Origin of the sequence: Enterococcus sp. AZ078 (assembly GCF_051714985.1) — a bacterium.
Classification (GTDB): Bacteria; Bacillota; Bacilli; order Lactobacillales; family Enterococcaceae; genus Enterococcus_B; species Enterococcus_B hirae.
Window position 1 is genome coordinate 2,003,199 of the sequence record NZ_JBIOSW010000001.1, and the last position, 23,609, is coordinate 2,026,807.

General features: G+C 36.7%; 24 protein-coding genes. 4 read left to right on the top strand and 20 right to left on the bottom strand.

The genetic code is table 11. The features are described 5' to 3' along the window. Positions 1–6 precede the first annotated feature (6 nt). The 7 genes from kdpA to IGJ18_RS09400 all read right to left on the bottom strand — a co-directional run bounded on the left by kdpA (position 7) and on the right by IGJ18_RS09400 (position 7,377). A complete protein-coding gene (gene kdpA, locus IGJ18_RS09370; protein WP_438843254.1) occupies positions 7–1,683 on the bottom strand; it encodes a potassium-transporting ATPase subunit KdpA in 1,677 nt (558 codons plus the stop codon). Between the two features lie 297 nt (positions 1,684–1,980). Next, positions 1,981–2,928, bottom strand: a complete 948-nt coding sequence (gene lacD / locus IGJ18_RS09375; protein ID WP_438843255.1) for a tagatose-bisphosphate aldolase — start codon at positions 2,926–2,928, stop codon at positions 1,981–1,983. Between the two features lie 34 nt (positions 2,929–2,962). Then, positions 2,963–3,478, bottom strand: coding sequence for a galactose-6-phosphate isomerase subunit LacB (lacB, locus tag IGJ18_RS09380; RefSeq protein WP_010718449.1), 516 nt, complete (start codon positions 3,476–3,478; stop codon positions 2,963–2,965). 14 nt (positions 3,479–3,492) lie between these two features. Beyond that, positions 3,493–3,921: a galactose-6-phosphate isomerase subunit LacA gene (gene lacA, locus IGJ18_RS09385; RefSeq protein ID WP_161637951.1), complete on the bottom strand. Its 429-nt coding sequence runs from the start codon at positions 3,919–3,921 to the stop codon at positions 3,493–3,495. A 26-nt stretch (positions 3,922–3,947) separates the two neighbouring features. Next, positions 3,948–5,381, bottom strand: coding sequence for a 6-phospho-beta-galactosidase (gene lacG, locus IGJ18_RS09390; protein ID WP_438843256.1), 1,434 nt, complete (start codon positions 5,379–5,381; stop codon positions 3,948–3,950). Positions 5,382–5,394: 13 nt separating this feature from the next. Then, positions 5,395–7,053, bottom strand: a complete 1,659-nt coding sequence (locus IGJ18_RS09395; protein WP_438843258.1) for a PTS transporter subunit EIIC — start codon at positions 7,051–7,053, stop codon at positions 5,395–5,397. A 12-nt stretch (positions 7,054–7,065) separates the two neighbouring features. After that, the gene (locus IGJ18_RS09400; RefSeq protein ID WP_034700819.1) at positions 7,066–7,377 is read right to left on the bottom strand and encodes a PTS lactose/cellobiose transporter subunit IIA; all 312 of its coding nucleotides are present in this window, start codon (positions 7,375–7,377) and stop codon (positions 7,066–7,068) included. 220 nt (positions 7,378–7,597) lie between these two features. On the opposite strand from IGJ18_RS09400, the gene IGJ18_RS09405 reads away from it, so the two are divergent. Next, positions 7,598–8,356: a DeoR/GlpR family DNA-binding transcription regulator gene (locus tag IGJ18_RS09405; protein ID WP_438843259.1), complete on the top strand. Its 759-nt coding sequence runs from the start codon at positions 7,598–7,600 to the stop codon at positions 8,354–8,356. A 227-nt stretch (positions 8,357–8,583) separates the two neighbouring features. Here IGJ18_RS09405 and IGJ18_RS09410 read toward each other — a convergent pair whose 3' ends face one another. The 3 genes from IGJ18_RS09410 to IGJ18_RS09420 form a co-directional block, all read right to left on the bottom strand. After that, positions 8,584–9,543: a transketolase family protein gene (locus tag IGJ18_RS09410; protein ID WP_438843260.1), complete on the bottom strand. Its 960-nt coding sequence runs from the start codon at positions 9,541–9,543 to the stop codon at positions 8,584–8,586. After that, a complete protein-coding gene (locus tag IGJ18_RS09415) occupies positions 9,544–10,401 on the bottom strand; it encodes a hypothetical protein (RefSeq protein WP_034700825.1) in 858 nt (285 codons plus the stop codon). 1,694 nt (positions 10,402–12,095) lie between these two features. Then, a complete protein-coding gene (locus IGJ18_RS09420; RefSeq protein ID WP_034700827.1) occupies positions 12,096–13,514 on the bottom strand; it encodes a glycoside hydrolase family 1 protein in 1,419 nt (472 codons plus the stop codon). A 194-nt stretch (positions 13,515–13,708) separates the two neighbouring features. Here IGJ18_RS09420 and IGJ18_RS09425 point away from each other — a divergent pair, with 194 nt between their 5' ends. Both IGJ18_RS09425 and IGJ18_RS09430 read left to right on the top strand, forming a co-directional pair. Beyond that, a complete protein-coding gene (locus IGJ18_RS09425) occupies positions 13,709–14,422 on the top strand; it encodes a GntR family transcriptional regulator (protein ID WP_010718458.1) in 714 nt (237 codons plus the stop codon). A 148-nt stretch (positions 14,423–14,570) separates the two neighbouring features. After that, on the top strand, positions 14,571–15,917 hold the full coding sequence (locus tag IGJ18_RS09430; RefSeq protein ID WP_010737911.1) for a PTS sugar transporter subunit IIC: 1,347 nt from the start codon (positions 14,571–14,573) through the stop codon (positions 15,915–15,917). A gap of 561 nt (positions 15,918–16,478) precedes the next feature. On the opposite strand, the gene rplS is transcribed toward IGJ18_RS09430, so the two are convergent. The 9 genes from rplS to IGJ18_RS09475 all read right to left on the bottom strand — a co-directional run bounded on the left by rplS (position 16,479) and on the right by IGJ18_RS09475 (position 21,830). Next, positions 16,479–16,826 (bottom strand): 50S ribosomal protein L19, encoded by a 348-nt coding sequence (gene rplS, locus IGJ18_RS09435; protein WP_002286913.1) that lies wholly within the window; start codon positions 16,824–16,826, stop codon positions 16,479–16,481. A gap of 137 nt (positions 16,827–16,963) precedes the next feature. Continuing rightward, the gene (trmD, locus tag IGJ18_RS09440) at positions 16,964–17,713 is read right to left on the bottom strand and encodes a tRNA (guanosine(37)-N1)-methyltransferase TrmD (RefSeq protein WP_025480115.1); all 750 of its coding nucleotides are present in this window, start codon (positions 17,711–17,713) and stop codon (positions 16,964–16,966) included. After that, positions 17,703–18,227 (bottom strand): ribosome maturation factor RimM, encoded by a 525-nt coding sequence (gene rimM / locus IGJ18_RS09445; protein ID WP_010718461.1) that lies wholly within the window; start codon positions 18,225–18,227, stop codon positions 17,703–17,705. The genes trmD and rimM overlap by 11 nt, the downstream gene beginning before the upstream one ends. Positions 18,228–18,377: 150 nt before the next feature. Next, the gene (locus IGJ18_RS09450; RefSeq protein WP_053766613.1) at positions 18,378–19,220 is read right to left on the bottom strand and encodes a hypothetical protein; all 843 of its coding nucleotides are present in this window, start codon (positions 19,218–19,220) and stop codon (positions 18,378–18,380) included. Positions 19,221–19,327: 107 nt separating this feature from the next. Continuing rightward, positions 19,328–19,576, bottom strand: a complete 249-nt coding sequence (locus IGJ18_RS09455; RefSeq protein WP_010718463.1) for a KH domain-containing protein — start codon at positions 19,574–19,576, stop codon at positions 19,328–19,330. A gap of 11 nt (positions 19,577–19,587) precedes the next feature. Then, a complete protein-coding gene (rpsP, locus tag IGJ18_RS09460) occupies positions 19,588–19,863 on the bottom strand; it encodes a 30S ribosomal protein S16 (protein WP_010718464.1) in 276 nt (91 codons plus the stop codon). Between the two features lie 100 nt (positions 19,864–19,963). Continuing rightward, positions 19,964–20,734, bottom strand: coding sequence for an ABC transporter permease subunit (locus IGJ18_RS09465; RefSeq protein ID WP_178285871.1), 771 nt, complete (start codon positions 20,732–20,734; stop codon positions 19,964–19,966). Beyond that, positions 20,731–21,630: an ATP-binding cassette domain-containing protein gene (locus IGJ18_RS09470; RefSeq protein ID WP_438843261.1), complete on the bottom strand. Its 900-nt coding sequence runs from the start codon at positions 21,628–21,630 to the stop codon at positions 20,731–20,733. The genes IGJ18_RS09465 and IGJ18_RS09470 overlap by 4 nt, the downstream gene beginning before the upstream one ends. After that, a complete protein-coding gene (locus IGJ18_RS09475) occupies positions 21,630–21,830 on the bottom strand; it encodes a PLDc N-terminal domain-containing protein (RefSeq protein WP_010737914.1) in 201 nt (66 codons plus the stop codon). Before IGJ18_RS09475 ends, IGJ18_RS09470 begins: the two co-directional genes overlap by 1 nt. Positions 21,831–22,168: 338 nt before the next feature. Between IGJ18_RS09475 and IGJ18_RS09480 the strand changes: the two genes are divergently transcribed. After that, positions 22,169–22,723, top strand: a complete 555-nt coding sequence (locus IGJ18_RS09480; protein ID WP_010718468.1) for an NADPH-dependent FMN reductase — start codon at positions 22,169–22,171, stop codon at positions 22,721–22,723. A gap of 216 nt (positions 22,724–22,939) precedes the next feature. On the opposite strand, the gene IGJ18_RS09485 is transcribed toward IGJ18_RS09480, so the two are convergent. After that, positions 22,940–23,323 (bottom strand): thioredoxin family protein, encoded by a 384-nt coding sequence (locus tag IGJ18_RS09485; RefSeq protein WP_438843262.1) that lies wholly within the window; start codon positions 23,321–23,323, stop codon positions 22,940–22,942. Between the last annotated feature and the right edge of the window lie 286 nt (positions 23,324–23,609).

Sequence of the window (23,609 nt, forward strand, 5' to 3'; positions counted from 1 at the left end):
TCTCACTCACTTTACTGTAAAATACTCAGCAATTGGTCCTAAGGCTAATGCTGGTAAGAAACTCAAGGCGCCGATCACTAAAATGACGATAATCAACATCGTAACAAACGTTGGACTGACGGTTGATAATGTCCCTGGACTCAACGCTGCTTTTTTCTTATTCCCCATGTTTTCTGCTAGGAATAAAATCGCAACGATCGGTAGATATCTGGAAAGCAGCATCAAGAAACTGCCTAAATAGTTAATAAACGGCGTATCTGCTAATAGACCGCCAAATGAACTCCCATTATTATTCGCTAAGGAAGTTGCACCATATAATAATTCACTAAATCCATGAGGACCTTCATTAGTTAACCAAGTGAAGACTTCACTGTGGCTGATCAAGGCCATAGCTCCAAAGAGGGTCAACATTAAAGGAGTCAAAATAACTAAACTAGCCATCTTGATGTCAAACGCTTCAATTTTTTTCCCTAAATATTCGGGCGTACGACCAACTAATAAACCAGCAATAAAAACGGCTAACAAAAGAAAAGCAAGCATGCCGTATAGTCCACTACCAATCCCACCAAAAATAATCTCTCCTAATTGCATCAAAAAGAGTGGGATCGCTCCACCTAAGGGCGTAAAACTATCTAGCATCGCATTGACCGAACCATTAGAAGCAGCAGTCGTGCTGACAGCCCATAAACTTGACCATCCCACACCGAAACGAACTTCTTTTCCTTCCATGTTGGCCGAACCTAACACTTGAGTAAAGTTTGGTCCATAATATTCACTAACTGCTACCCCGATAAACGCTAATAGAACAAAGGTGGTTGCAACGATTAATATCGTCCGCCCTTGTTTCCATTCTTTTACCCAAAAACCTAGTGTAAAAATCAATGCAGCAGGAATGAGTAAAATGGCAATATTTTCCAAAAAATTCGCTAAAATCGTTGGATTCTCAAAAGGATAAGCTGAATTTGCTCCAAAAAAACCACCACCATTTGTTCCTAACTGCTTGATAGCTACTTGGCTTGCTACTGGTCCTAGATACAACCACAAATCTTTTCCTTCTAATCCTTGATAAGCTAACCCTGATTGAAACGTTTGGATCGTTCCTTGAGAGATTAATAAGATGGCTAAAACGATGGAAAGCGGCAATAAGATATAGACTAGACCTCTGGTTAAATCTTGCCAAAAATTCCCTAGCCGTTTATTTTTCACTTGAGTCAAACCTCTTAATAAGGCAATCAAAACTGCTAAACCAACACCTGCAGATACAAAATTTTGAACTGTTAAGCCAAACATTTGCGAAAAATTCGATAAGGTAGTTTCCCCAGCATAGGCTTGCCAATTAGTATTCGTTACAAAGCTAACTGCCGTATTGAGGGCTAATGGGAAAGAAAGATTTTTAACTGTATTCCCTCCCGGCAACCATTCTTGTGTCATTAACAGACCAATCAGTAAAATGAGCGAAAAAAGGCTTAATGACAATACACTAAAAATGTAGCGTTTCGCCGTCATTTCTTTCTGACTTACTGGTCCGATTATTTTATAAAATAGTTTTTCAACGGGTTGCAAAAATCGTACGCCTTTAGGTATGTTATTTTGCATGATTTGTTTAATATACCACCCAAGAGGTAACGCTAGAATTAGTAACACAAATAAAAAAAACAATCCTTGATAAATGATACTACTCATAACTCTTCCCCCTTAAATAAAAACCAGAAAAGATAAATCATTAATAAAGCACTAATCAAACCAAATATAATCATCATTTTTCCTCTCTCCTTTATGATTTGATCATACAAAAAAAGATATAAAGATAGTGTGAAACTTTAAATCGTTTCTTTACACTATCTTTATATCTCTTGATTATTTATTCTTGTCTATTTTTCTCCATTATAAAAAATAGAAGAAGCGTTTCAAAAAATGTTCATTCAGTAAAGTTGCCCGCTATGTTTATACCCTCCGAACAAATGGTATTCATAGCCTTTTTTATAACGCTACTGGTGTTGCAGTTTCTTTCAGTACTTGGTTGAGTTGTTGGATTTTTTTACTTCCTTCTTCGTTCATCCACGTCATTGCCGCTTCTTTTCCGTGTTTAACAAAAGTTTCTACCCCAGCACTCCACGTTGCCCGACCACAAAGAACCCCATTGAAGGTCGATCCTGCTGCCTTGGCAAAACGTAGTGTTTCATAAAATAATTCTGCTTCGACACCGGCACTTAAAAAGATATAAGGCAAATGGGTAGCAGCAGCTTGTTCTTGGAAAAATTTCGCTGCTTCTTCTTTCGTATGTACGAAATCCGTTTGACCATATCCTTCTACATAGTGCATGTTGACAGGAACTTCCACTTTCAAGACATCGACATTGAATCGCTCTTCAGAAAATTTCTCCATCATTTTTATGACTTTACCAGGTTTTTTCATCGCATATTCTTTTGATTGACTATCAGAAATGTTTTGATCATATGAAACTAATTCTAAAAAGAATGGTAAATTTTCTGCCTGACATTCTGAGCCGATCCGTTCGATAAATACCTGTTTTCGCTCATTGATTTCGTCACTTTCATCAACATCATAATAAAGTAAGAATTTACAAGCATCTGCACCTGCCTCTTTTAGATTCTTAACTGAACAAGTAGGTAAAAGATCAGGAAGTCTTCCAGGCACGGTACTATCATATCCCGTTTTTTCATAGGCAAGAAGTAAGCCAGCTTCTTTCGCTTTCGCTGCAGGCAAGCCATACTCCGGGTCTAACAAAATCGCTGACGCATCTTTTGTTAGTTGCGAAGACACGATCATCTTAAATTCTTCCAGCTCTTTAGCACATGCTTCTTCTCCTTTTGCTTTGGTAAGCATTTTACGTAATGCACCTCGTTGATCAATTGCTAAAGCGGCAAAGATTTGTTCTTTATTCCAGAGTTTTTTTAAATGTTTCATTTTTCCATCCATTGCTTCTATGTCACGCTCCTTTTTAGTCTTCGTATTCGCCCATTTCCCATTTTTTAAGAAATTTTGCAAAAAATTCCGGCTTCTCTTGCGAAGCATTTGTGCTTTCACACTGGTTGATTTTTTCGATCAACTGTTTGTTTTTATCTGTTTCTTGATATTCTGCCTGAATAAAGGCTTCGATGACATCACAAATCAAAAATTCTCCTGTGATTCTGGCACCAAAACCAATGACGTTCGCATTTAGTTGCTCTTTTGCATAGATGGCACTGGTCATGTCACGAACCAACGCACCTCTTACTCCAGGTACTTTATTGACTGCATTGGTAATCCCGACACCTGTTCCACATAAACATACGCCTAAATCAACTTCTTTTTTAACTACTGCTTCTCCAATTTTTTTCCCATATATCGGGTAATGTGTGCGGGTAAAATCATAGGTCCCTACATCCAATACTTCATGCCCTTTTGATTTCAAAAAATCCGCAACTGCTATTTTTGTATCTGTTACGATGTGGTCACATCCAATTGCTATTCTCATTATCTGCTCCTTTCTTAACCCATTTCATTTAACATATCTACACGAATCTGATGACGACCACCACTATAAGATGCGGTCAAAAATCCCTTAACGATATTTAACGCAAGCTCTTTACCAACAATCGCTGCGCCTAAGGTAATCATTCGGGCATCATTATGGTCTCTAGTCATATAAGCACTTCTTTCATCCGACACTTCAGCTGCCACGATTCCTTTTATTTTTGTTGCGACCATAAAGCTACCTACACCATAACCATCAATAGCAATCCCTAGACTTTCCGGGTGTTCTTTTAAATCTGTTGTGATAGCTAATGTAGATGCAATAAAATCTTCTGCTGGTTGAATACTTTTATCTTCTACTTCAAATCCCTCTTGCACGAGCTTATCTTTTAACCATTCTTTTAATTCCATTCCGTCGCTATCCGCACCAATGACTACTCGCATACTCATTTTTCCTCCTGTTTAGTTTCTCATTTCTCGCTAGTTTCATTTTTAATCGGTTGATCCAATACTTTTTCTTTGCTGATTTTTTGGTACCAATAAGCACTCTTTTTAGGAAATCGTTGCTGCGTATCAAAATCTACGTAAAATAATCCATAACGTTTATTGTAACCATTCGTCCAAGAAAACATATCCATCAACGACCAAATAAAGTATCCCTCAATTCTCACACCTTGGTCGATCGACCGTAAAATAGCGGCTAGATGAAGACGAACATAATCGATCCGCTCCTCATCATTGATTTGTCCCGCTTCAAAATGATCCTTACTCCCTAAACCATTTTCTGTTACATAGATTTTTCCATAGTTCGGATAATTCTGTTTGATCAAGAGAAGCATATCTTCCAACCCTTGTGGATAGATCGGCCAATCCCAGTCAGTCGTTGGGATTACAGGATTTGTTACCCTTTCTCCTACACCTTGCAAGGCAAAGATACTACTTCCTTTTTCACCAGTTCCGTTATGTTGGATTTTTGATGTTCCTGTATAGCCTTTTAAAAAATGACTCGCATAATAATTGACTCCTAAAAAATCAATCATTTTTGCTGCTTCTTTTAGATGATCAAAATCTTCTATTTTGAGTTCAAGCTGCGCCCCATTTGCAGATAAGATCTCATTGATCACACGCATCGTTTCTGCTGAGTATTCCCCTTTAAACGTCGCATCCAATAGAAATTGATTCGCCAAGATATGTTCTTTCTTCGCTGACAGGCTATCTTCTCTCTGATCAGTTATCCCGTACTTTGATTCTAAAATATGAACGATCCCGATCTCACCTTGGTAATTAGCTTCCTTGTATTTTTTGACTACGCGAGCGTGGGCAACCATCATGTTGTGCATCGATTGGATCGCTTTACCCAGCTCATATTGATTGTTTGGCGGAAAATGACCGATGATGTATTGACCGGCAACCACTGACCAAGGTTCATTGATCGTGATCCAATGTTTCACTTTGTCCCCGTATTCTTCGAAACAAAATTGCGCAAAGTCAACATAATCATCCACCATATTTGCAGACAACCAATCACCATCTTTAAATTGCTTCTCTGGTGTATCAAAATGGTGCAAAGTCACAAACGGCGTGACTCCATTTTTGATACAAGAATCGATCAAACGATGATAAAATTGGACACCGATCGGATCGACCTTCTCCCTCCCACTAGGAAAGATCCTAGACCAGGCAATCGAAATCCGAATGCCATTGATGCCAAACTGATGACATGCTTGTAAGTCTTCTGCATAACGATTATAGAAATCACTTGCTTGACTAGGGTCAAACGTCCCTGTCTTTTTAAGGTAATCATCCCAATAATTTTTCCCACGGTTTCCTATTGAAAGGGCACCCTCAGCTTGATAAGCGGCCGTTGCCGCTCCAAAAATAAAATGTTCTGGAAATTTATTCATCGCATCCTCCACATCATGTTAGATTTTCAAAAACAAAGTTGACCGCATCAGTAGGTGCTTTTGCAAGTTTGACGTACTCGATTCCCGTAGTAGAAACAGTTTGTGTTTTATGGTCCTTCGCACTTTCTCTCAGTTCCTCAAGCATCGAAGCCATTTGCGGAGCTAAGATAATCAAGTCAAACTCGCCAATCTGATCTTTATGTTGCCCATAAGCCATTGCCGTCGCATCCACACCGATACTCAATTCCTTCGCACCCTTTTTAATTGCATTGGCTAACATCGAACTAGTTGCTCCATTGGCACAAAGTACAAGAACATTAGTCTGATCATTCTTTTGTTTAGCAAATGCCGGTGAAACGACTGCTGGTTTGACAGTTGTACTTTCCAACTGATCCCCGTGCCCTATTTCTTTTTCTTTCACTAATAATTCATTGTCATAGGCTTTGAAAAATGGATAGTAAATCGCAAAATCAACTGTTAATAAAACAATCATCAAAACGATCGATAGTCCAGCAAAACCTGTCCCTAAGATCAACCCTACTGGTCCAGGAGTTGTCCATGGCAGATTGTAGATGAATCCATTCATATCTAACACCTCAACAAAAAATTTAAAGATCCAGACATTGAGGATCGGTGCAAGAATAAAAGGAATAAAAAAGATAGGATTCAATACAATTGGTGCACCAAACAGCATGGGTTCATTCACACCAAACAAAACGGGAATCGCTGAGGCACGTCCCATTGTTTTTAACTGCTTTGACTTTGCTAGAAAAGCAAACATCAACGTAATGACCAATGTCGCACCCGTCCCACCTAGTGTGGCAACAAAGTATTGTAAGCCTTGAGATAAAATTTTCGGTGCATGTTCCCCACTTTGATACAGTTGAAAATTCATCTCTACATTTGTTATGTAGATGGCAGCAACAGCTGGCTCAACAATAGAGGGACCGTGGATACCGACAAACCAGAAAAACGCCATTGCCCCAAAAATGAGTGCTAACCCAAAATAGCCATCGGCCGCTGAGAAAATTGGTTGGAACAGCTCAATCAATTTTTCTGAAAACCCACTACCGACAAGGTTACGAAAACCCAAATCAAATCCCCAAAAAAAGACGGTCGACAGTGTAATCGGGATCAAATCCTTAAATGTCTGTGAGATATTACCAGGAACTTCCTCTGGCATTTTCACTGTCAAATTCTTGCTAACACAGAATCGATAGATATTAGGAACAATAAAACCAACAATGAACGCTGTCATCAATCCTTTGGTCCCCATGTAATCAGAAGCAAATCCACCTTCTAACGAATCAACCCCAACAATCAAGAAACCAATAAAAGCAGCGATCATGGTTGAAGTACTATTGATTTGATTCGTTTTTGGCAATTTAGTATTAAAGTTCTCTGTCAAACTCTTGGTCACTGTAGCAGCCATTAAGATCCCTAATATCCCCCTGGACCCGTTATACGCTTTCATTAGAATGGACTCTATTTCTTCTCCCCAATGAAAATTGAATGCGTTGGGAACATATGCTACCAATAAAAAAAAGCTTGAAAAAAGAATGACAGGGATAAGACTGATAAAACCATCCCTAATTGCTCTTAAATAAGAATTATTAGAAATTTTCTCAAAAAACGGTTTCATTTTTTCGATACGTTTGATCATTGCATTCATACCCAGGCTCCTCTATGATTTTTTATAAATATTAAAGAGATGTTGAATGACATCTTTCAATAGCAACGTGGTCATTAGATGATCTTGGGCGTGAACCATAATAAACCCTACTTCAATTGTTTCACCACTCGCTTCAGCAGCTAACATTTTAGTTTGAGAATTGTGCGCTTCAACCAAACTCTGATTTGCTTCTTCAACTAATCCATTGGCTTCTTCAAATTCCCCCTTCTCTGCTTTAGCTAACGCTTCGATCAATTTCGATCTTGCTTCACCAGCAAAAGCTACCACTTCAAATCCAATCATTGCTACTGTTTCTTTATCCATTTTTCTTCCTCCATTCTCTTACAAGAACATTATATTTGTTCCAGTTTATGTTTGTTTGTGTTCGTTTTTGTCCTTTACAAACAAATAGTAACCGAATGTTTTTAACATGTCAATCTATTTTCTTATACAAACCTTTAATATTTGACAACCTCCTTTGAATGTTTTATGTTTATTTCAAACAAAAAAAATAAGAACCACGAAATATCAGGGAGTTTATATCATGTTAAAAGAAGAACGACAAAAATACTTATTAGCACAACTAGAGAAGAACGGCATCGTGAAAGTGGCCGATATTGTTCAAGAATTGAAAGTAGCTGATATGACTGTTCGTAGAGATTTGCAGGAATTGGAGGATAAGGGGTTAATCATTCGCATTCATGGTGGTGCCAAACTATTAAATCCTAAAACTTCCGTGATCGAACTAAGTCATCGGGAAAAAAAGGATCTTCATTTGTCAGAAAAAATAGAAATTGCCACAATCATTGCGAATCATATCCACGAAGGCGATACTGTCTTTTTAGGACCTGGAACAACGATTGAATTAGCTTATGATTTTTTGACGATTAACCATGCTAAAATCATTACCAATTCGATCCATGTGTTTAACAAATTCAAAAGTGATCCTCGATTTGAGATCATCCTGATCGGCGGCTCCTATCGAAATAAGACCGGCGCTTTCGTTGGGACGATCGCCAATGATTTTATTGCAAATATCCATGTAAAAAAAAGTTTCATCGGGGTAAATGGATTAGATAAAACATCCGTTTTCACTTCAAATGAAGATGAAGGATTGACTCAACGTTACGCATTGAACAGCGCTGAAATACGATATATCGTAGCAGATCATCATAAACTTGATAAAAAAGATTTCTATGGCTTTTATCCACTCCAAGAAGTCGACTATTTGATTACCGATTCTGCTATATCCGATAGTCAAAAAGAAACTTTTGGCAAACATGTTCAATTATTAATTGATTAAAACTCTTTTAAGTAGTTAAAGAAACGAAAAATTAAAGGAAGACAGCGCCCAAATGGCCCTTTCATCGGGCCAATCCAAACGCTGCCTTTTTCGTTTTCTTCATTTCCTTGATCAATCAAGGATCTTTATGTATTTCGATTAGAATCAATATTTCATAGGCTTTCTTTGATACACTAATTTTTTTCAAGAAATTTTATCCTTTATCATGATCCAGCTCAATTTTTCCGTTATCGATCTAGCTCATTCGCTAATATTGTTTCAACAATCAACTGAACCACTAAGTCAAAACCTTCTGTCTGGATTGGCACATCCGTTTGTTGCCTAAGCTTCACAATCTCTATCTTTCTCAACGGAACAGCTGCTTTATTTTCTGTAAGAGCTCTGTTCACCGCACTGCTCAAGCCACCAATAACTGCATAATTTTCGATAGTGACCACTTGTGTTTTCCCTTTCAACTCGTTAAGGATCAACTGTTTATCGATTGGTTTGATCGTGAACATATCAATGACTTCGCAACTAATTTGACAGGACTTTAACCGCTTAGCAACATTGAGAGCTTCGTAAACTAATCTGCCAGCGACAATAATTAAAATATCTGTTCCATACCATACAATGTTTCCTTTGCCTAATTGAAAAGTCGTTTCTTTTTTATAGATATTAGGTACCCTTTTATTTTCTCCGCGTACATAGTGAATACCGCTCAATTGGCTAAATTCTTTGATGATCCATGCCATTTGCACCTCATCTGTTGCTTCACAAATAATTGAATTTGGGATCATTGTCATCAACGCTAAATCTTCCCCTAGTTCATTGACGCGTTCCTTTCCATTTCGATTAGAAGCGAAATATTCCCCAAAAATATTGATGGTATTTCCACCGTATCCTTCGGAAATGAATAATTGATCAAAAATTTTTCGAATCGCATGAGAATCAAAAAGATGGATAAAAGGTTGGTAGCCAGCTAAACTTAACCCCGCTGCAATACCTACCATGTTCTCTTCATCCACAGGCATGTTGAGATATCTCTTTGGGTGTTCATTTTTTAAATCAACCCAATTACTAAATGATTCAAACTTATTTTCTAACGCAACGATATTGTGGTTTTTTGTCATTAATTCATTTAATGTATCAACTATGCAAGTACGAAGTTCTTTCCTTACAGATAACGAGTTACTTAACTGAACCATTTAGCTCATCCTTTCAAGCTTTTCTTGTAATTTCAAAATCGTTTTTTCTATCTCTTGATGGAATGTTTTAGGAATTTTTTTACTTGAATCCTCATGATCGTCCATTGTTAAGTCTGATAGCACTCGCTCTGGATAACTTTCTAAAACAATACAGAAGGCTTGTGTCGTCCTCATTTTATACTCTTCAATCGCCTCATTGATTGCTTTGATATTTGTCCCATCAACGAGTAACGTATAAAACCCAGCCTTCTCTGCTTTTCTTTTCAATAGATAAGATTTCTCATACCTTTTGCTTAACTGTTCTCGTTTTCTATAACCACTATCAATAATTACCAAGCAATGATCTAATTTAAAATGAGCAATACACTGAAATACTTGCCAGCAACGTTCATCTTTTAATTCGTCTTCATCCATCACTAAATAAACATCATTTTCCTTATTTGCTATTTTTAATCCCATCGCAAGACCTGCAGCTATTGCAACACCGTTATTTAAGTCCCCGATTGTCACATCGATTCCAGGAGTCTTTGAACGATCTAACTTTTTAGGGAGTCTGTCCCCTTGATGACTCATCGTCCATAGCCACTTCTTATCAAAATACCCTAGATTAGATAAAGTACTATATAATTCCAATACCGCATGACTTTTAGCTAAAACTAATTGATCACGATTTCCCCAATCTGGTTTTTTCGGGTCAATCTTCATCTGTTTACCGTATAAAACAGCTAACAATTTGATCATAGAAAAAGAACAATCCATTGATTCTTCTCCTCTTTGTTTAACACTTATCAAAATATCTAGTTGAATGTTTAATGCTAATTTTTCCAATTGAGTCACTTGTTTATGATCAATAGCCATAACGATTCCTCCTATAAATGAATTAGAGAATAATTCATGATGCCATACAGATTTTTCACATGATATGTATACTTTCTCTTTTATGATCTGATCAAAATAAGATGATACTCCTTAATCTACAACCTCACTGGACACTTCCCTCCTTTTGAACTGAGTGTAAAGCCATTTTATGTCATCTTATGTCCCCTTTTCCTTCCCTACCCCTTCATATATAACATAAGTACACATCTCATAATATATTCAGTATATTCATTTATAAAATAAAAAAATATAAAATATTTAATAAGATAAATTTGTTATAATAAAAACAAAAAGTCTGTTATCATAAAAAAATATTACAACAAAAAATTACATTATCAACATTAAGAATAAAGATACATATAATAAACGAGATACACCTTCCTATTAAAAATGTTATTTTAAAATAACGATAAAAAATTTTTCTCTTATTCCATTACCAAACTACCTCACTGAAACCGGAGTAAATTGTTTTGTTAAAAATGAAAATGACTCACCCTATAAAAACTCTTTCGGTATTTCCCATCTGAATATTCCGATCCCTCTTCAATCTCACTGCTCCTAATTATTTTAGGCTTTTTGATTTCCGGCTGTACTAGGACATACTGGTGCGTTGGTTTACTCATTGAATCTTCTATTTTCAAAATAATTTGCAGTTGTTCGTATAGCTAAATGAAATTTCTTGCTAATGTTCATTCAATCGTTGCTTGAACAATTAGTAAAAACATAGAAAAACAATCAGGTATCTAATTGACATTCCGTCGTTTTCATTTACGTGGAAAACAGGATCCATTAATTAAGCACCTTCGCACTCATGGTACTTAATTGAAGAAAATTCGTGAAAGATTGTGCCTAGAACAGAAAAAATAAGCCTGACTTTGACGTAATGAATCAAAATCAGGCTTACTTTCTTTTTAGGTTAATGATTGTTTCAGACCTTTCATTTTACAAAAGAATACGCTACGCTCTCAACTACTATCCCAGTTACTAATCAATGTGTGATAGTTAAACAATTCGTGCACAATACTGAAAATGGCTTCTGTTTTTTTGAACAAAGCGATGAGCTATTTATAGCCAGTAGATCTATGGGAACAAATAAACGAACACCAAGCGTTTTTTGTGTTTCTCTTGAGGTCGTGAAAAGAGTGTCTTGACCTGAGCGCTCACCAAGTAAAAACTGCGATGAGTAATCGCAGGAGCATTAAGGATGAAAATCTCGAAACAGCTCCCCATGTTTTGAGATTTTTTGACTTATCGCCGAAGGTCAGCTCTTTGAACACCGTGAATCAGAGGTCGTGAAAACATCGGGTAGCTCTGATGACAATAAGAAAGAATTTTTTGAAACAGCTTCTCATGTTTTGAAAAATTCAGGCTTATTTCAAGGAGCTGATGTTTGAACACCGTTTAGCAAGAGGTCGTGAAAGAAGCGTTTAGCTCCGAGCGAATAAGAGAGGATTTTTTAAAATAGCTCCTCATATTTTAGAAAATCATCGCTTATTGTTGAGGAGTTGCTTCTTGAACACCGTTTATCCGTTTTTAGAGATACTAGAAGATACTGAGAGAACTTTTGTCCCAGTCCCGATGCTTATTTGAACAATCCCATTGAATGAATAACTCTAAGATTTCTAGATAAAAGATTTTCAAACAAAAATACAAGTTTTTCCACTCATTTTTTGCTATACCAATCGATCAATATCATACTCAAACCCATTTTGATTGCTTAACTGTTTGTAGAACTCACCACTTTTCTTGATCGTCCGTTTTTGGGTTGGCAGATCAAGAGAAATTAGTCCATAACGGTTCTTATATGCATTGATCCAGGACCAGCAGTCAATAAAGGTCCAAAGATGATACCCTTTGATATTACAGCCGTCATTGATTGCTTTCCAAAGATAGGCGAGGTGATCTTGGATATATTCGATCCGGTAATCATCAATCACTTGCCCACTTTCATCCATAAAGCGTTCCTCATCTGCTACGCCCATCCCATTTTCAGAGATAAAGGATTCGATATTCCCATAGTTTTCTTTGATATCCATGCATAAATCATGGATACCTTTTTCATAAATTTCCCAACCACGATATTCATTCATCCGTCGTCCCGGCATCACATGATTCTCAAAAAACCAATCCGGTAAGAACGGACCCTCTTGATTGATTGCAGTTAAACGAGCCTTCACACGACGTGGTTCATAATAGTTCAATCCTAAGATTTGTGCCGTGTTCTCTTTGATACAACGCAGGTCTTCCTCGGTATAATCCGTTGGCAATTGATCATATTCACGTAAAAGGTTAATTAATTTTTCTGGATAAACACCCTTGACCATTGGATCTAAAAAACTGCGAACATAAAAAAGATCCGCAATTTCAGCTGCCTTCACATCAGCGGGGGTTTGACTCCTTGGAAATGTCGGGCTTAAATTCAAGATAACACCTATTTTACTGTTCAAATTCAACTCTTTGTGTGCTGCAATTGCTTTCGCGTGAGCCAAAATAGTAAAGTGAGCCGCTTGCGCTCCTCGTTTGAAATCAATCAAATTTGGGTAATGGAAGTCTTCCAAATATGACCCTAAGATCGGCCCCAACGGTTCATTGAAAGTGAACCAGTGGTAGACGAGATCGCCAAACTCCTTGAAACAAGTAACTGCAAATTGCACATATGCATCGACAACTTCCCGTGATTCCCAACCGCCTTTATCCTGTTGGGCTGCTGGCATATCAAAATGATAAAGATTGGCGAATACTTTAATACCATTGTTATTCATCTCAGTAAATAAATCCCGATAAAATTCAACCGCTTTTGGATTTACCTCCCCTACTCCATCATTTGGGAACATCCGCGCCCAAGAGATCGAGACCCGAAAGGAATTATGTCCGGTTTGCTTCATCAGTTGAACGTCTTCTTTATAACGATGAATGTGATCTGTCGTAATTTCTGAACTAATCCTTTGATAAAAACGGTATGGTTGTTCTTTGTACCAACGTTCCCAAACCGTTTCGGCTTTTCCAGTTTCACCACGACCTTCTGCTTGCTCAGCTGACCAAGCAGAACCCCACCAAAAGTTTTCTGGAAATGTTAATTGTTGTTTGTTCATTGTATCCTCCTAAAATGACATTCTCTTGAGTACTACTCCATCATAACACCGCTTCCAATAAATTGGAATATTTTTTTATTAAAAAATATATACTTTTTATAAATGTTAATTGTTTTACTCTTTAAAGATTGCTAAAATTAAAGAAAGGTATATAATTATTTATATCTTTACGCGGTAACTATAGGAGGGAAAAAATGAAGAAGAATGCGAAATATATGGAAGTTTATTCTGATGTAAAAAAGAAAATTGAAAACGGTACTTACGCAATCGGTGAAAAATTACCAACTGGTTCCGAATTGGCAAAACAATATCATACGAGTAAATTGACAGTAAAAAAAGGATTAGACATGTTAGTTTCTGAAGGAGTTTTACATAGTCGAAGTGGATTTGGAACCGAAGTTTTGCGCAAACCGATCCATAATTCGAAAGTTTTCGGTCCAAGCGAAGGTTTTATGAGCGTAGTTGGCGAAGAACATGTAGACTCTGAAATTCATATGTTTTCAATTGAATTACCGTCAAAAAAAATAGCAGAGCGATTACAGATTAACGACAAGGAATACATTTATAATATTGTTCGCAGTCGTTTTGTCGATCAACAACCCTATTCATTGGAACAAACTTTTATGCCGCTATCAATTATTCCTGGTTTGGAACCTAAACACTTGAAAAAATCGGTTTATTCCTATATTCGCAATGAACTGCAGTTAGAGATCAATGCTTCTCACGTTTGGATGAAGGGCGTACTGGCAACCGAGTTTGATGCAAATATATTAGGAATTGATGCCGGAGACTTTATGATCGAAGTTGAAAAAAGTGTTTCTTTGGCAAACGGGACTCCTTTTGAATACTCCATTACAAGGCATTTGTATCAAGATTTTGTTTTTGAAGCCGTTTTTGTTGAAAAATGATTGAAAGAGCTGAGGAAATCAGCTCTTTTTTTTGCCCTTTTTTATTAAAGTATATAATTTTAAAAAAAGTTATTTACTTTTATCAAATTCCGTTCTATTATTGAACTACGGTAAGTGCTTACAAATAAAAAAACAAGGAGAATATACCATGAAGAAAACAAATAAGAAGGAACAGGTGTTTGAACGATTTGGTATGATCGCATCGAAGCTAGGAAATCAAATTCATATGCGTACATTACGCGATGCATTTGCAACATTCATGCCATTTATGATGTTAGCTGGATTCGTGACTTTGATTAATTACGTTATCTTAGAACCAACTGGTTTTATGGGTAAAATTGTTAAACCCGAAACATTAATGAAAGTTCAAGAAATTGGCATGTCGATCGCCAATGGAACATTGAGTATTACGACGCTATTAGTTGTAGCTGCAGTTTCTTATCATATGTGTGTTAGCAGAAATTATACAAATCATATCGCAGCGGTTTTAGTTTCGATCTCAACTTTCATCGTTTTAACACCAATGAAAATGATGTTCACTCCGGAAAATGCAAAAAAAGCGATTGAAGTAACCGGAGTTATTCCAGGTTCCCATACAGGTGCATCAGGAATGTTTGTCGGAATCTTTGTTGGATTAGTAGCTACTGAGCTATTCATTAAATTATCTACAAATGAAAAATTGCAAATCAAACTATCTGGAAATATCCCGCCCGCAGTGTTGAAGTCATTCAATGTATTGATCCCGATCATGATTACTGTTACTGGTTTTGCGATTCTATCTTTCGCTGTCAATCAGTTATTCAACATGGACGTAAATGGCGTGATCACTAAAGCGATCACGGGACCTTTAAGTCACATCACAACTGGTTTACCTGGCTTTATCTTAATCACATCAATCGCCAATTTATTCTTTGGTTTTGGAATTCATCAAGCTGTAATTTCAGGTTCTTTACTTGATCCGTTCTTATTACAAAACATGCAAGAAAATATGGCAGCTTATGCAAACCATGAACACATCCCACATATTATCAACATGGCTTTCAAGGATACTTTTGCTGTTATGGGTGGTTCAGGAAATACGATCGCCTTATTGATTGCGATTTTCATCTTCAGTCGTCGAAAAGATTATAAAGACTTTGCTAAACTATCGGTAACACCAGCGATGTTTAATATCAGCGAGCCGATCATCTTTGGATTACCGATCGTATTTAACTTGAGTCTAATTATTCCGTTTGTGTTAGCACCAATCTTCTCATTAGTAACTGCCTACTTTGCGACTGCAGCCGGCTTAATCAATCATGTGGTAGTTCAGATACCGTGGACCACACCACCAGTTATTTCAGGATTCCTTGCGACAGGTGGGGATTGGCGAGCAGCAGTACTGCAAGTTCTAATCATTGCGGTTAGCGTATTTATCTATCTACCATTCCTACGAATTGATGAACACGTAACGGCAAAAATGGCTCAAAAGGAAGCTGAAATCACTAATCAATAATTGACACCTCCGCTCCTAAAAAAGTGGACTTTCTCGTTTAGTAAATATGTAAAAAAAGTCCTCAATTCTCTTAACAACCGACCTTTGGGATCATCGTTGCATTTTGAATAAGTCGAAATTATGAGACTGATGAATCAGAACAGATTCTTCAGTCTCATTTTCAGTTAACTTGCCAATGACAAAACGATTGTTAGTAAAAACATTCAAAAAAAGTTCTTAGTATTCAAGGACTGTCGCACTTTATATTTTTAGACACTCTCTAGCAGGATTTTTTTCTGATCTCTTTAATACGCATAGCGTTTGCGTGTAGTACATATAAACTTGATAAGCTGATTACGTTCACCTACCAGATCTGTCGCCCCTTTGGTATGAATAGGACTGTCATCGTGTCATCTGATTGACGTATATTTAAGATATACCAAAGTGACTCGACTTTTTGCTCCTTGTTTGCCACTCTTGCAAATCTATAATGTCAAACAATCTAGACTTACTGCTTATAAAAATAATCAAAAAAAGAACCCTTGAAATTCAAGGGTTCTTCCACTATCAGATAACGATAGATTAACGACGGATTTCTTTGATACGAGCAGCTTTTCCGTGTAATGCACGTAAGTAGTACAATTTTGCACGACGTACTTTACCGTAGCGAACGACTTCGATCTTTGCAACACGTGGTGTATGCAATGGGAATGTACGTTCAACACCTACTCCGTTAGAAACTTTACGTACTGTATAAGTTTCGCTGATTCCAGCTCCGCGGCGTTTGATTACAACACCTTCAAATAACTGGATACGTTCACGTGTACCTTCGACAACTTTCGCATGAACACGTACAGTGTCACCAGGGCGGAAAGCTGGGATGTCAGAACGTAATTGTTCTTTTGTTAATTCTTCGATTAATGGATTCATTGATCTTTTCTCCTTATTCCAAACATTCTTATGAGTTTTCCCTCACAGCGGAACATCGTAATAGTTAAGTGCTTTTGCACTCACCATAAAATATTATCACACTATCAATTTAGTGTAAAGAGTCATATTGATATTTCTTATTCTATTTCGTCTGATTCTTCTTTTTTGACTTCTTCTAACAATTTCAGCATTTGTGGAGTCATTGATAATTGTTCCAATAAGTCAGGTCGGCGTTGATATGTTCTTCTTAAGGATTCTTTCAGTTGCCATTCTTCAATCAATTTATGGTTTCCATTTGTTAAAACTTCTGGGACTTTCATCCCGTTAAATTCTGCTGGCCGTGTATATTGAGGATGTTCCAATAATCCCGTTGAATAAGAATCTGTTTGAGCGGATGTTTGATTTCCTAAAACGTCCGGTAATAAGCGCACCGTTGCATCGATCATCACCATTGCGCCGAGTTCGCCACCAGTCAAGACATAATCACCTAAAGAGACTTCATCCGTAACTAGCGAACGGATTCGTTCATCATAGCCTTCGTAATGTCCACAAATAAATACTAAATGTTCTTCATTCGAAAATTCTTCCGCCATCGCTTGATCAAATCGTTTACCAGCTGGATCCAATAAAATCACACGTTTTTTTGTTTCAGGATTTGCTTGTTCAATTGCTTTGATATTGTCATAGATAGGTTGGACTTTTAACAACATCCCTGCCCCGCCACCATATGGATAATCATCGACCGTTTGATGTTTATTATCGGAATAGTCTCTAAAATTAGAAACATTGATCTCTAACAATCCTTTATTGACCGCTTTACCGATGATCGATTCACCCATTGGTCCTTCAAACATTCGTGGGAAGAGTGTTAAGACATCAATTTTCATCATCGATCAATCCTTCTGGAATCTCGACGTAAATGACCCCATTTTCTAAATCAACTGTTTTAACCACTGAGTCAATATAAGGAAGCAAAACATCCTTTTTCTTTGGTCGTTGGACTACCCAAACATCGTTAGCACCTGGTGAAAGAATTTCTTTGATTTTACCTAATTCATTTCCATTTTCCTCAACGACCTTTGCTCCAATGATCTCATGATAATAAAATTCATTTTCTGGCAACTCGATCGTTTCTTCTTTTGAAACTTTTAAAATACCGTCTCGATATTTTTCAACATCATTGATTGAAGGATGCCCTTCAAAACTTAACAAGTCAAAATTTTTATGTTTACGATGACTTTTGACGGTTAATTCAATTGGCGCTTTCTTCTCTTGAAACAAGGTAAGTACAGCACCTTTTTTATATCGTTCTTCTGGAAAATCTGTGGTAGAAATGACGCGCACTTCTCCTTTGATCCCTTGAGTATTTACGATTTTTCCAACATTTAAATATTCAGTCAACTTGTATCCCCTTTTCCTTTTCACACATGTTTCAACCAAACAATGGTTTTTAAATGGCTGAACGTGTTTTTGACGTATCTGCCTTATTTTAGCATGTGTGCATATGCAATTCTACTTTCTTTTCGCTTTTCTATATCATTTTCCAATCATTTATTGGTTCATAGAAACAGCCATTTTCAATGCGGAAAGAGTATCTTTGTGGGTAACAGTATAAACATTTTTAGGCTCTTGCCAGCTTACTTGTGTAGCTTGTTGGGAAGAATCATTCATTTCAACCGTAATTTTCCCGTACTTCTCAGGCGCAGGCAAACTTGCTTTTTCTAAGTAAGCAACGATTTCTTTGGCTAACGGTACAGGATCTTGTCCTTCAATATTACTTGCCCGGACACGAATACTCCAATTTCCTTCTTGCCATTCTAGAATACTAGATCCCGCCGCTCCTTGTTGATAGCCAGTGATATTGTAGCCCAAATCGACTTGTCGGCCATTTGTATCAACTGTAACTGGTCTCAAGGCATCAATTGCTTCTTGACTAGAAGCAAAACCATATTGGTAAAGATAAGAAGCCATCGGGGTTTCTTGGTTTAACTCTTTGGCATTTAAGACATAGGCTTTCGGTAGATCATAGTATAAGATCGAAAAGCCCTGTTTGGTTTCGGCAGCAGCGATGTTTAATTTCCCTGTTGTAATCGGAATCTCTTGTGGCATCGGTGTCGTTGGGTATTTTTCTTTCAGTTCTTCAAATGCGGTTTGTGCTTGTTTATTCTGTGTAGATGTTTCTGTTTTTGTAGTCGCCGTTTCCGTTGTATTTCCAGACATCTCAGAGCTTTCACTCTTTTTGGTTGTTGATTGAGTATCTGTTTCTTTGGAAGTACTATGACTCGTTGAATGAGTCGCTGGTGTCACCGTATCAGTTGTTTCAGTAGAATTATTTGTCCCTTGACAGGCACTTAAAAGTAAAAGAGCTGGTATCAATAATGCAACTTTTTTCATAGGTATCTACTCCTTTCTATACTTTAAGGATACGCTTTCTATACTCATTTGCCAAGTAGTCCCCTCAAAAAGAAAAAAGCTGTCTCGTCAAGACGAAACAGCTTTTTTTATTCCTTATGATCGATGATATTTAAACGCACTTTTTTCGGTGCATTTGTTCGTACCCCGTAAACGATCGTACGAATTGCTTTCGCAACACGCCCTTGTTTACCGATGATACGACCAATATCTTCAGGAGCCACAGTTAGGTTATATTCATAGAAGTCTTTTGACTCAGTGACTTCTAACTGGACTTGTTCAGGATAAGTGACTAACGGACGAACGATTGTTAAGACTAATTCGCTTAAATCTTTCATATCCGATCACCTTATTTCTTTGAGAATTTAGCTTCGTGGTGTTTTTGCATAACGCCTTCTCTTGAAAGGATGTTACGTACAGTATCAGAAGGTTGCGCACCTTTAGATAACCAGTTAAGAACTAAATCTTCTTTTAAAACTACTTCTGCAGGGTCTTTCAAAGGATTGTAAGTACCTACAGTTTCGATGAAACGTCCATCACGAGGAGAACGTGAATCAGCTACGACGATACGGTAAAAAGGACTCTTTTTAGAACCCATACGTTTTAAACGGATTTTAACTGCCATTATATATTTCCACCTCCATTGTTTTATTCACAAGTTGTAGTGTAACAGTTTTTTTTTACCCTGTAAAGCTTTTTTTCTTTACAGCTAATAAAAAATTTTTTCAACTCTCTTTTTTATTGAAAAAAAGAATTCCTGTCACTAAAAAGGCAGCAATCATCAAACCTGTTACCATTAAAGAAAAAGTATAGTTACTCGAATCAATCCTTTCCCCTAATGCGTTCGAAGCTGTCGTTAAATAAAAAGGAGAATACTCAGCAACTTTTGTAAACATAGATAACAAATAACAGCCAGCCACACAAATCCCTCCACAAGCTAGCACAAAATAGCCAGAAGAAATAAAGGAGGACAACCATAGAAATAAAGTATATAACCACACACCCCATAAATAATAATAAAAACTTCTTGTCCCTAATTGAACAACCAGCTCATTATCCCAATAAATAGCAGTATAAAAGTAAGTAATGAAGGAACAACCCCAAAAACCAACTGCCCAAAAAAACTGTCCCATGATCCATTTAGTAAAATAAATTTTCCAGCGAACCATCCCTTTGGTTAAAAGATTAATCAATGTTCCTTTTTGATATTCATTCGTCAAGGTCGAGCTAAACAATAACAAAAACAATAAAAGAAACATAGGCATGTTTTTATAAAATTGTCCCCAAGAAGTCAGCGCATCTACATTGACTTCCCCGATTTTCATACCAGATGCTGCTAAATTTTCTGACATCGATTGAACGATGTAGGGTGTTAATTTGGCTATCAGTGGATTCATGATCCCAAAAATGATCGTTAATGAAAGCAACAGTAATAATCTACCTGTACGCCAATTTTCCTTCCATTCTTTTTTTGAAAACGCGAGTAATTGCTTCATTTGTCCACCACTTCCATAAAAATTTGTTCTAAGGAAGGTTCTAAACGACGAATCGATTGAATCGGTAATTTGTGATCAACAATTAAAGATAGTGCACGAAGCAAGTCTTCGTTAGTTCTGCCAGGATAAATAAGGGTTTCATTTTTCATGATTGCTCCTGGTAAAAGCGATAAAAATTCTTGAGAATGTTTCACAGTTGGAAATTGGATTTCAAATCCTTCATTTTTAGGATGGGTTTTCAATTCTGCTACTGTGCCCGATAAAACGATTTCTCCTTCATTTAAGAAAGCCACTTCATCACAAATTTGTTCCACGTCTGATAGAATATGTGTGGAAAAAAGGATCGTTGTTTGCTCTTTGACACGTAATAAGATATCCAAAATTTCTTTACGCCCCAATGGATCCAACGCCGAAGTCGGCTCATCACAAATAAACAGTTTTGGTTCGTTCAGTAACCCCTGGGCAATCCCCAAACGTTGCTTCATCCCTCTTGAAAAAGTCCTAATCCTTTTTTTCTCGTGAGCCAATCCAACTAACGCTAATAACTCTTGCGTTTTTTGTTGGATTTTATGTTTAGGCATCTCGGTGATTTCCCCGCATAATTGCAAATACTCTTCGGCGGTAAGGTAGTCATAAAACATCGGAATATCTGGCAAATAGCCGATCCAGCGATTCGTTTTTGTTTGACCATAGTGAACCGTTTCATCATTAACCTTGATTGTTCCAGCATCTTTTTTTAGCAACCCCAAAATCAATTTCATCGTTGTCGTTTTCCCTGCACCATTTTTTCCAATAAACCCAAAGATCGTCTTTTCCTTGACGGTAAGGGAAAGATGGTTCAACACTTTTTTTTCACCAAAAGATTTTGATACATCGATTAGTTCAAGGATCGCCATTATGCCTCCTCCTTACCGAACACGAAATACAAGATTGGACCAACAAATTGAAATCCTATGAGAATTACTATGATCCAGAGTGTTCGACTGCCAAATCGATAATGCGTATGAGTCAAAATATGATAAAGGGCATAAAAAAATAACCCAAGTTGTATGATCACTAACGGGATCAAAAATGGTAAAAACTCGTTAATATGCATTTGTTCCACCTACCAATTTCATCTTTTTATTTGATGCTGCGTTACCCCAAGTCATGCGATGATGTGTACCGATGTTTCAATGAGAAACATTCTTTATCAAAAGTTCATGTACTACACTCTTTTCTAAAAAAATCACACAAACTCTTTCAGACAAGACTTCTATTCACTAATTATAGAAGATCCATGTCAAGTGAAGCAAATATATATACGTAATAACTACTATAAGTAGTCGAAAAAAGTAGTTAAGTTAGTCGCTATGTTCCTCAAGTGTTTTTATTTGCTGAGTTTACTTATTTTTTGTAAGATAAATATAGAAAGTTTGAAGGAGGAATTGTTTTATGACTAAAAAAATTGGATTTTTTGTAGGTAGTTTGCGTAAGGATTCGTACAATAGAAAAGTAGCAGAGGCTTTCGCTAACTTGCTACCTGAAGGATATGAAGGTGTTTTTGTAAAGATCGATGATCTGCCTTTTTATAACGAAGATCTTGAAACTCCAGAGAATGCTCCTGCTGAATGGAGTCGTTTCCGTGATGAGGTCAAGGAATTAGCAGGTGTTGTTTTTGTTTCTCCAGAATACAATCGTTCGGTTCCTGCTGTACTTAAAAATGCACTAGATGTAGGCTCTCGCCCTTACGGTCAAAGCGCATGGGACGGCAAACCTGGGTTAGTTGTCACTGCTTCCCCTGGCGGTATCGGTGGATTTGGCGCGAACCATCACCTACGTCAATCACTTGTATTCTTAAATGTTCCTACCTTACAACAACCTGAAGCTTATATTGGCAATATTGCAAATTTAGTTGATGAAGAAGGTCATATTGTGGAAGGAACACTCAGCTTCTTCCAAACGATTCTAGATGCTTATCTTGATTTTTTAAATAAATTAACTAAGTAAAAATTAGCTTTGATAAGCGATGGGTCGAATCAAATAGATCATATATGAAGGAAACAATCGAAAAAAGGTTGTAACCTGTCTAGCTCTGAAAAACAAGCCGAAGAATCCGAAAATAGCTTCTCCTATTTTTGGAATTCTTCGGCTTGTTTTCCTATTTATGGTCAAAGTACTATCACTACTAGAATCTGTCATACTAGCATAGCCCCCGCGATCTAATTATTTACTTATTTGTTCAGTTTTGAGCTGAGTAAATTGTTTCATTCTATTTTCTATCTCATTATAGGCCTTATTTCCATGAAGTACTTTGACAATTTTACCACCTTCCATAAAGATGACTGCTGGCACGCTAACCACACCAAGTTCATTATAAAACTTTTTAAAATTAGATACTTCTTCTTCATTTCCAGTAGTATTCAGGTAATTGATTCTCAGACCTTCTTTACTTAAAAATGAACTTAATTTTGGCTTAAAAATGATACATTCTGGACAATTGTCTCTTCCCACATAAATAACTGTATCTTCATTACTTTTAATTAATTCCTTGATTTCATTTATAGATGTTTCCTTAAACGGTTCTTTATTTAATACAATACTATTCATTAAGAGAACTTGTAGCAAAATGGCAAACAATGAAATTATTAAATATATCATTTTCTTATAGCGTTTTGTATATGTAATTCCTAATATTACAAAAGTGAAACAAAAATAAAATAATAGAATTTGTATCCCAAAATTCTGATTAAAATTAAATTCAATTGCGTTTCCTAAATCATTCGTATTCCCTATGACAGTAAATAAATTATAAGGTGCGTGAAAATTTGTTCCATAAAAAAAAACTGATCAAGCAAATCGGGATAATTGACATGATTAACATCAAAAATGTAAT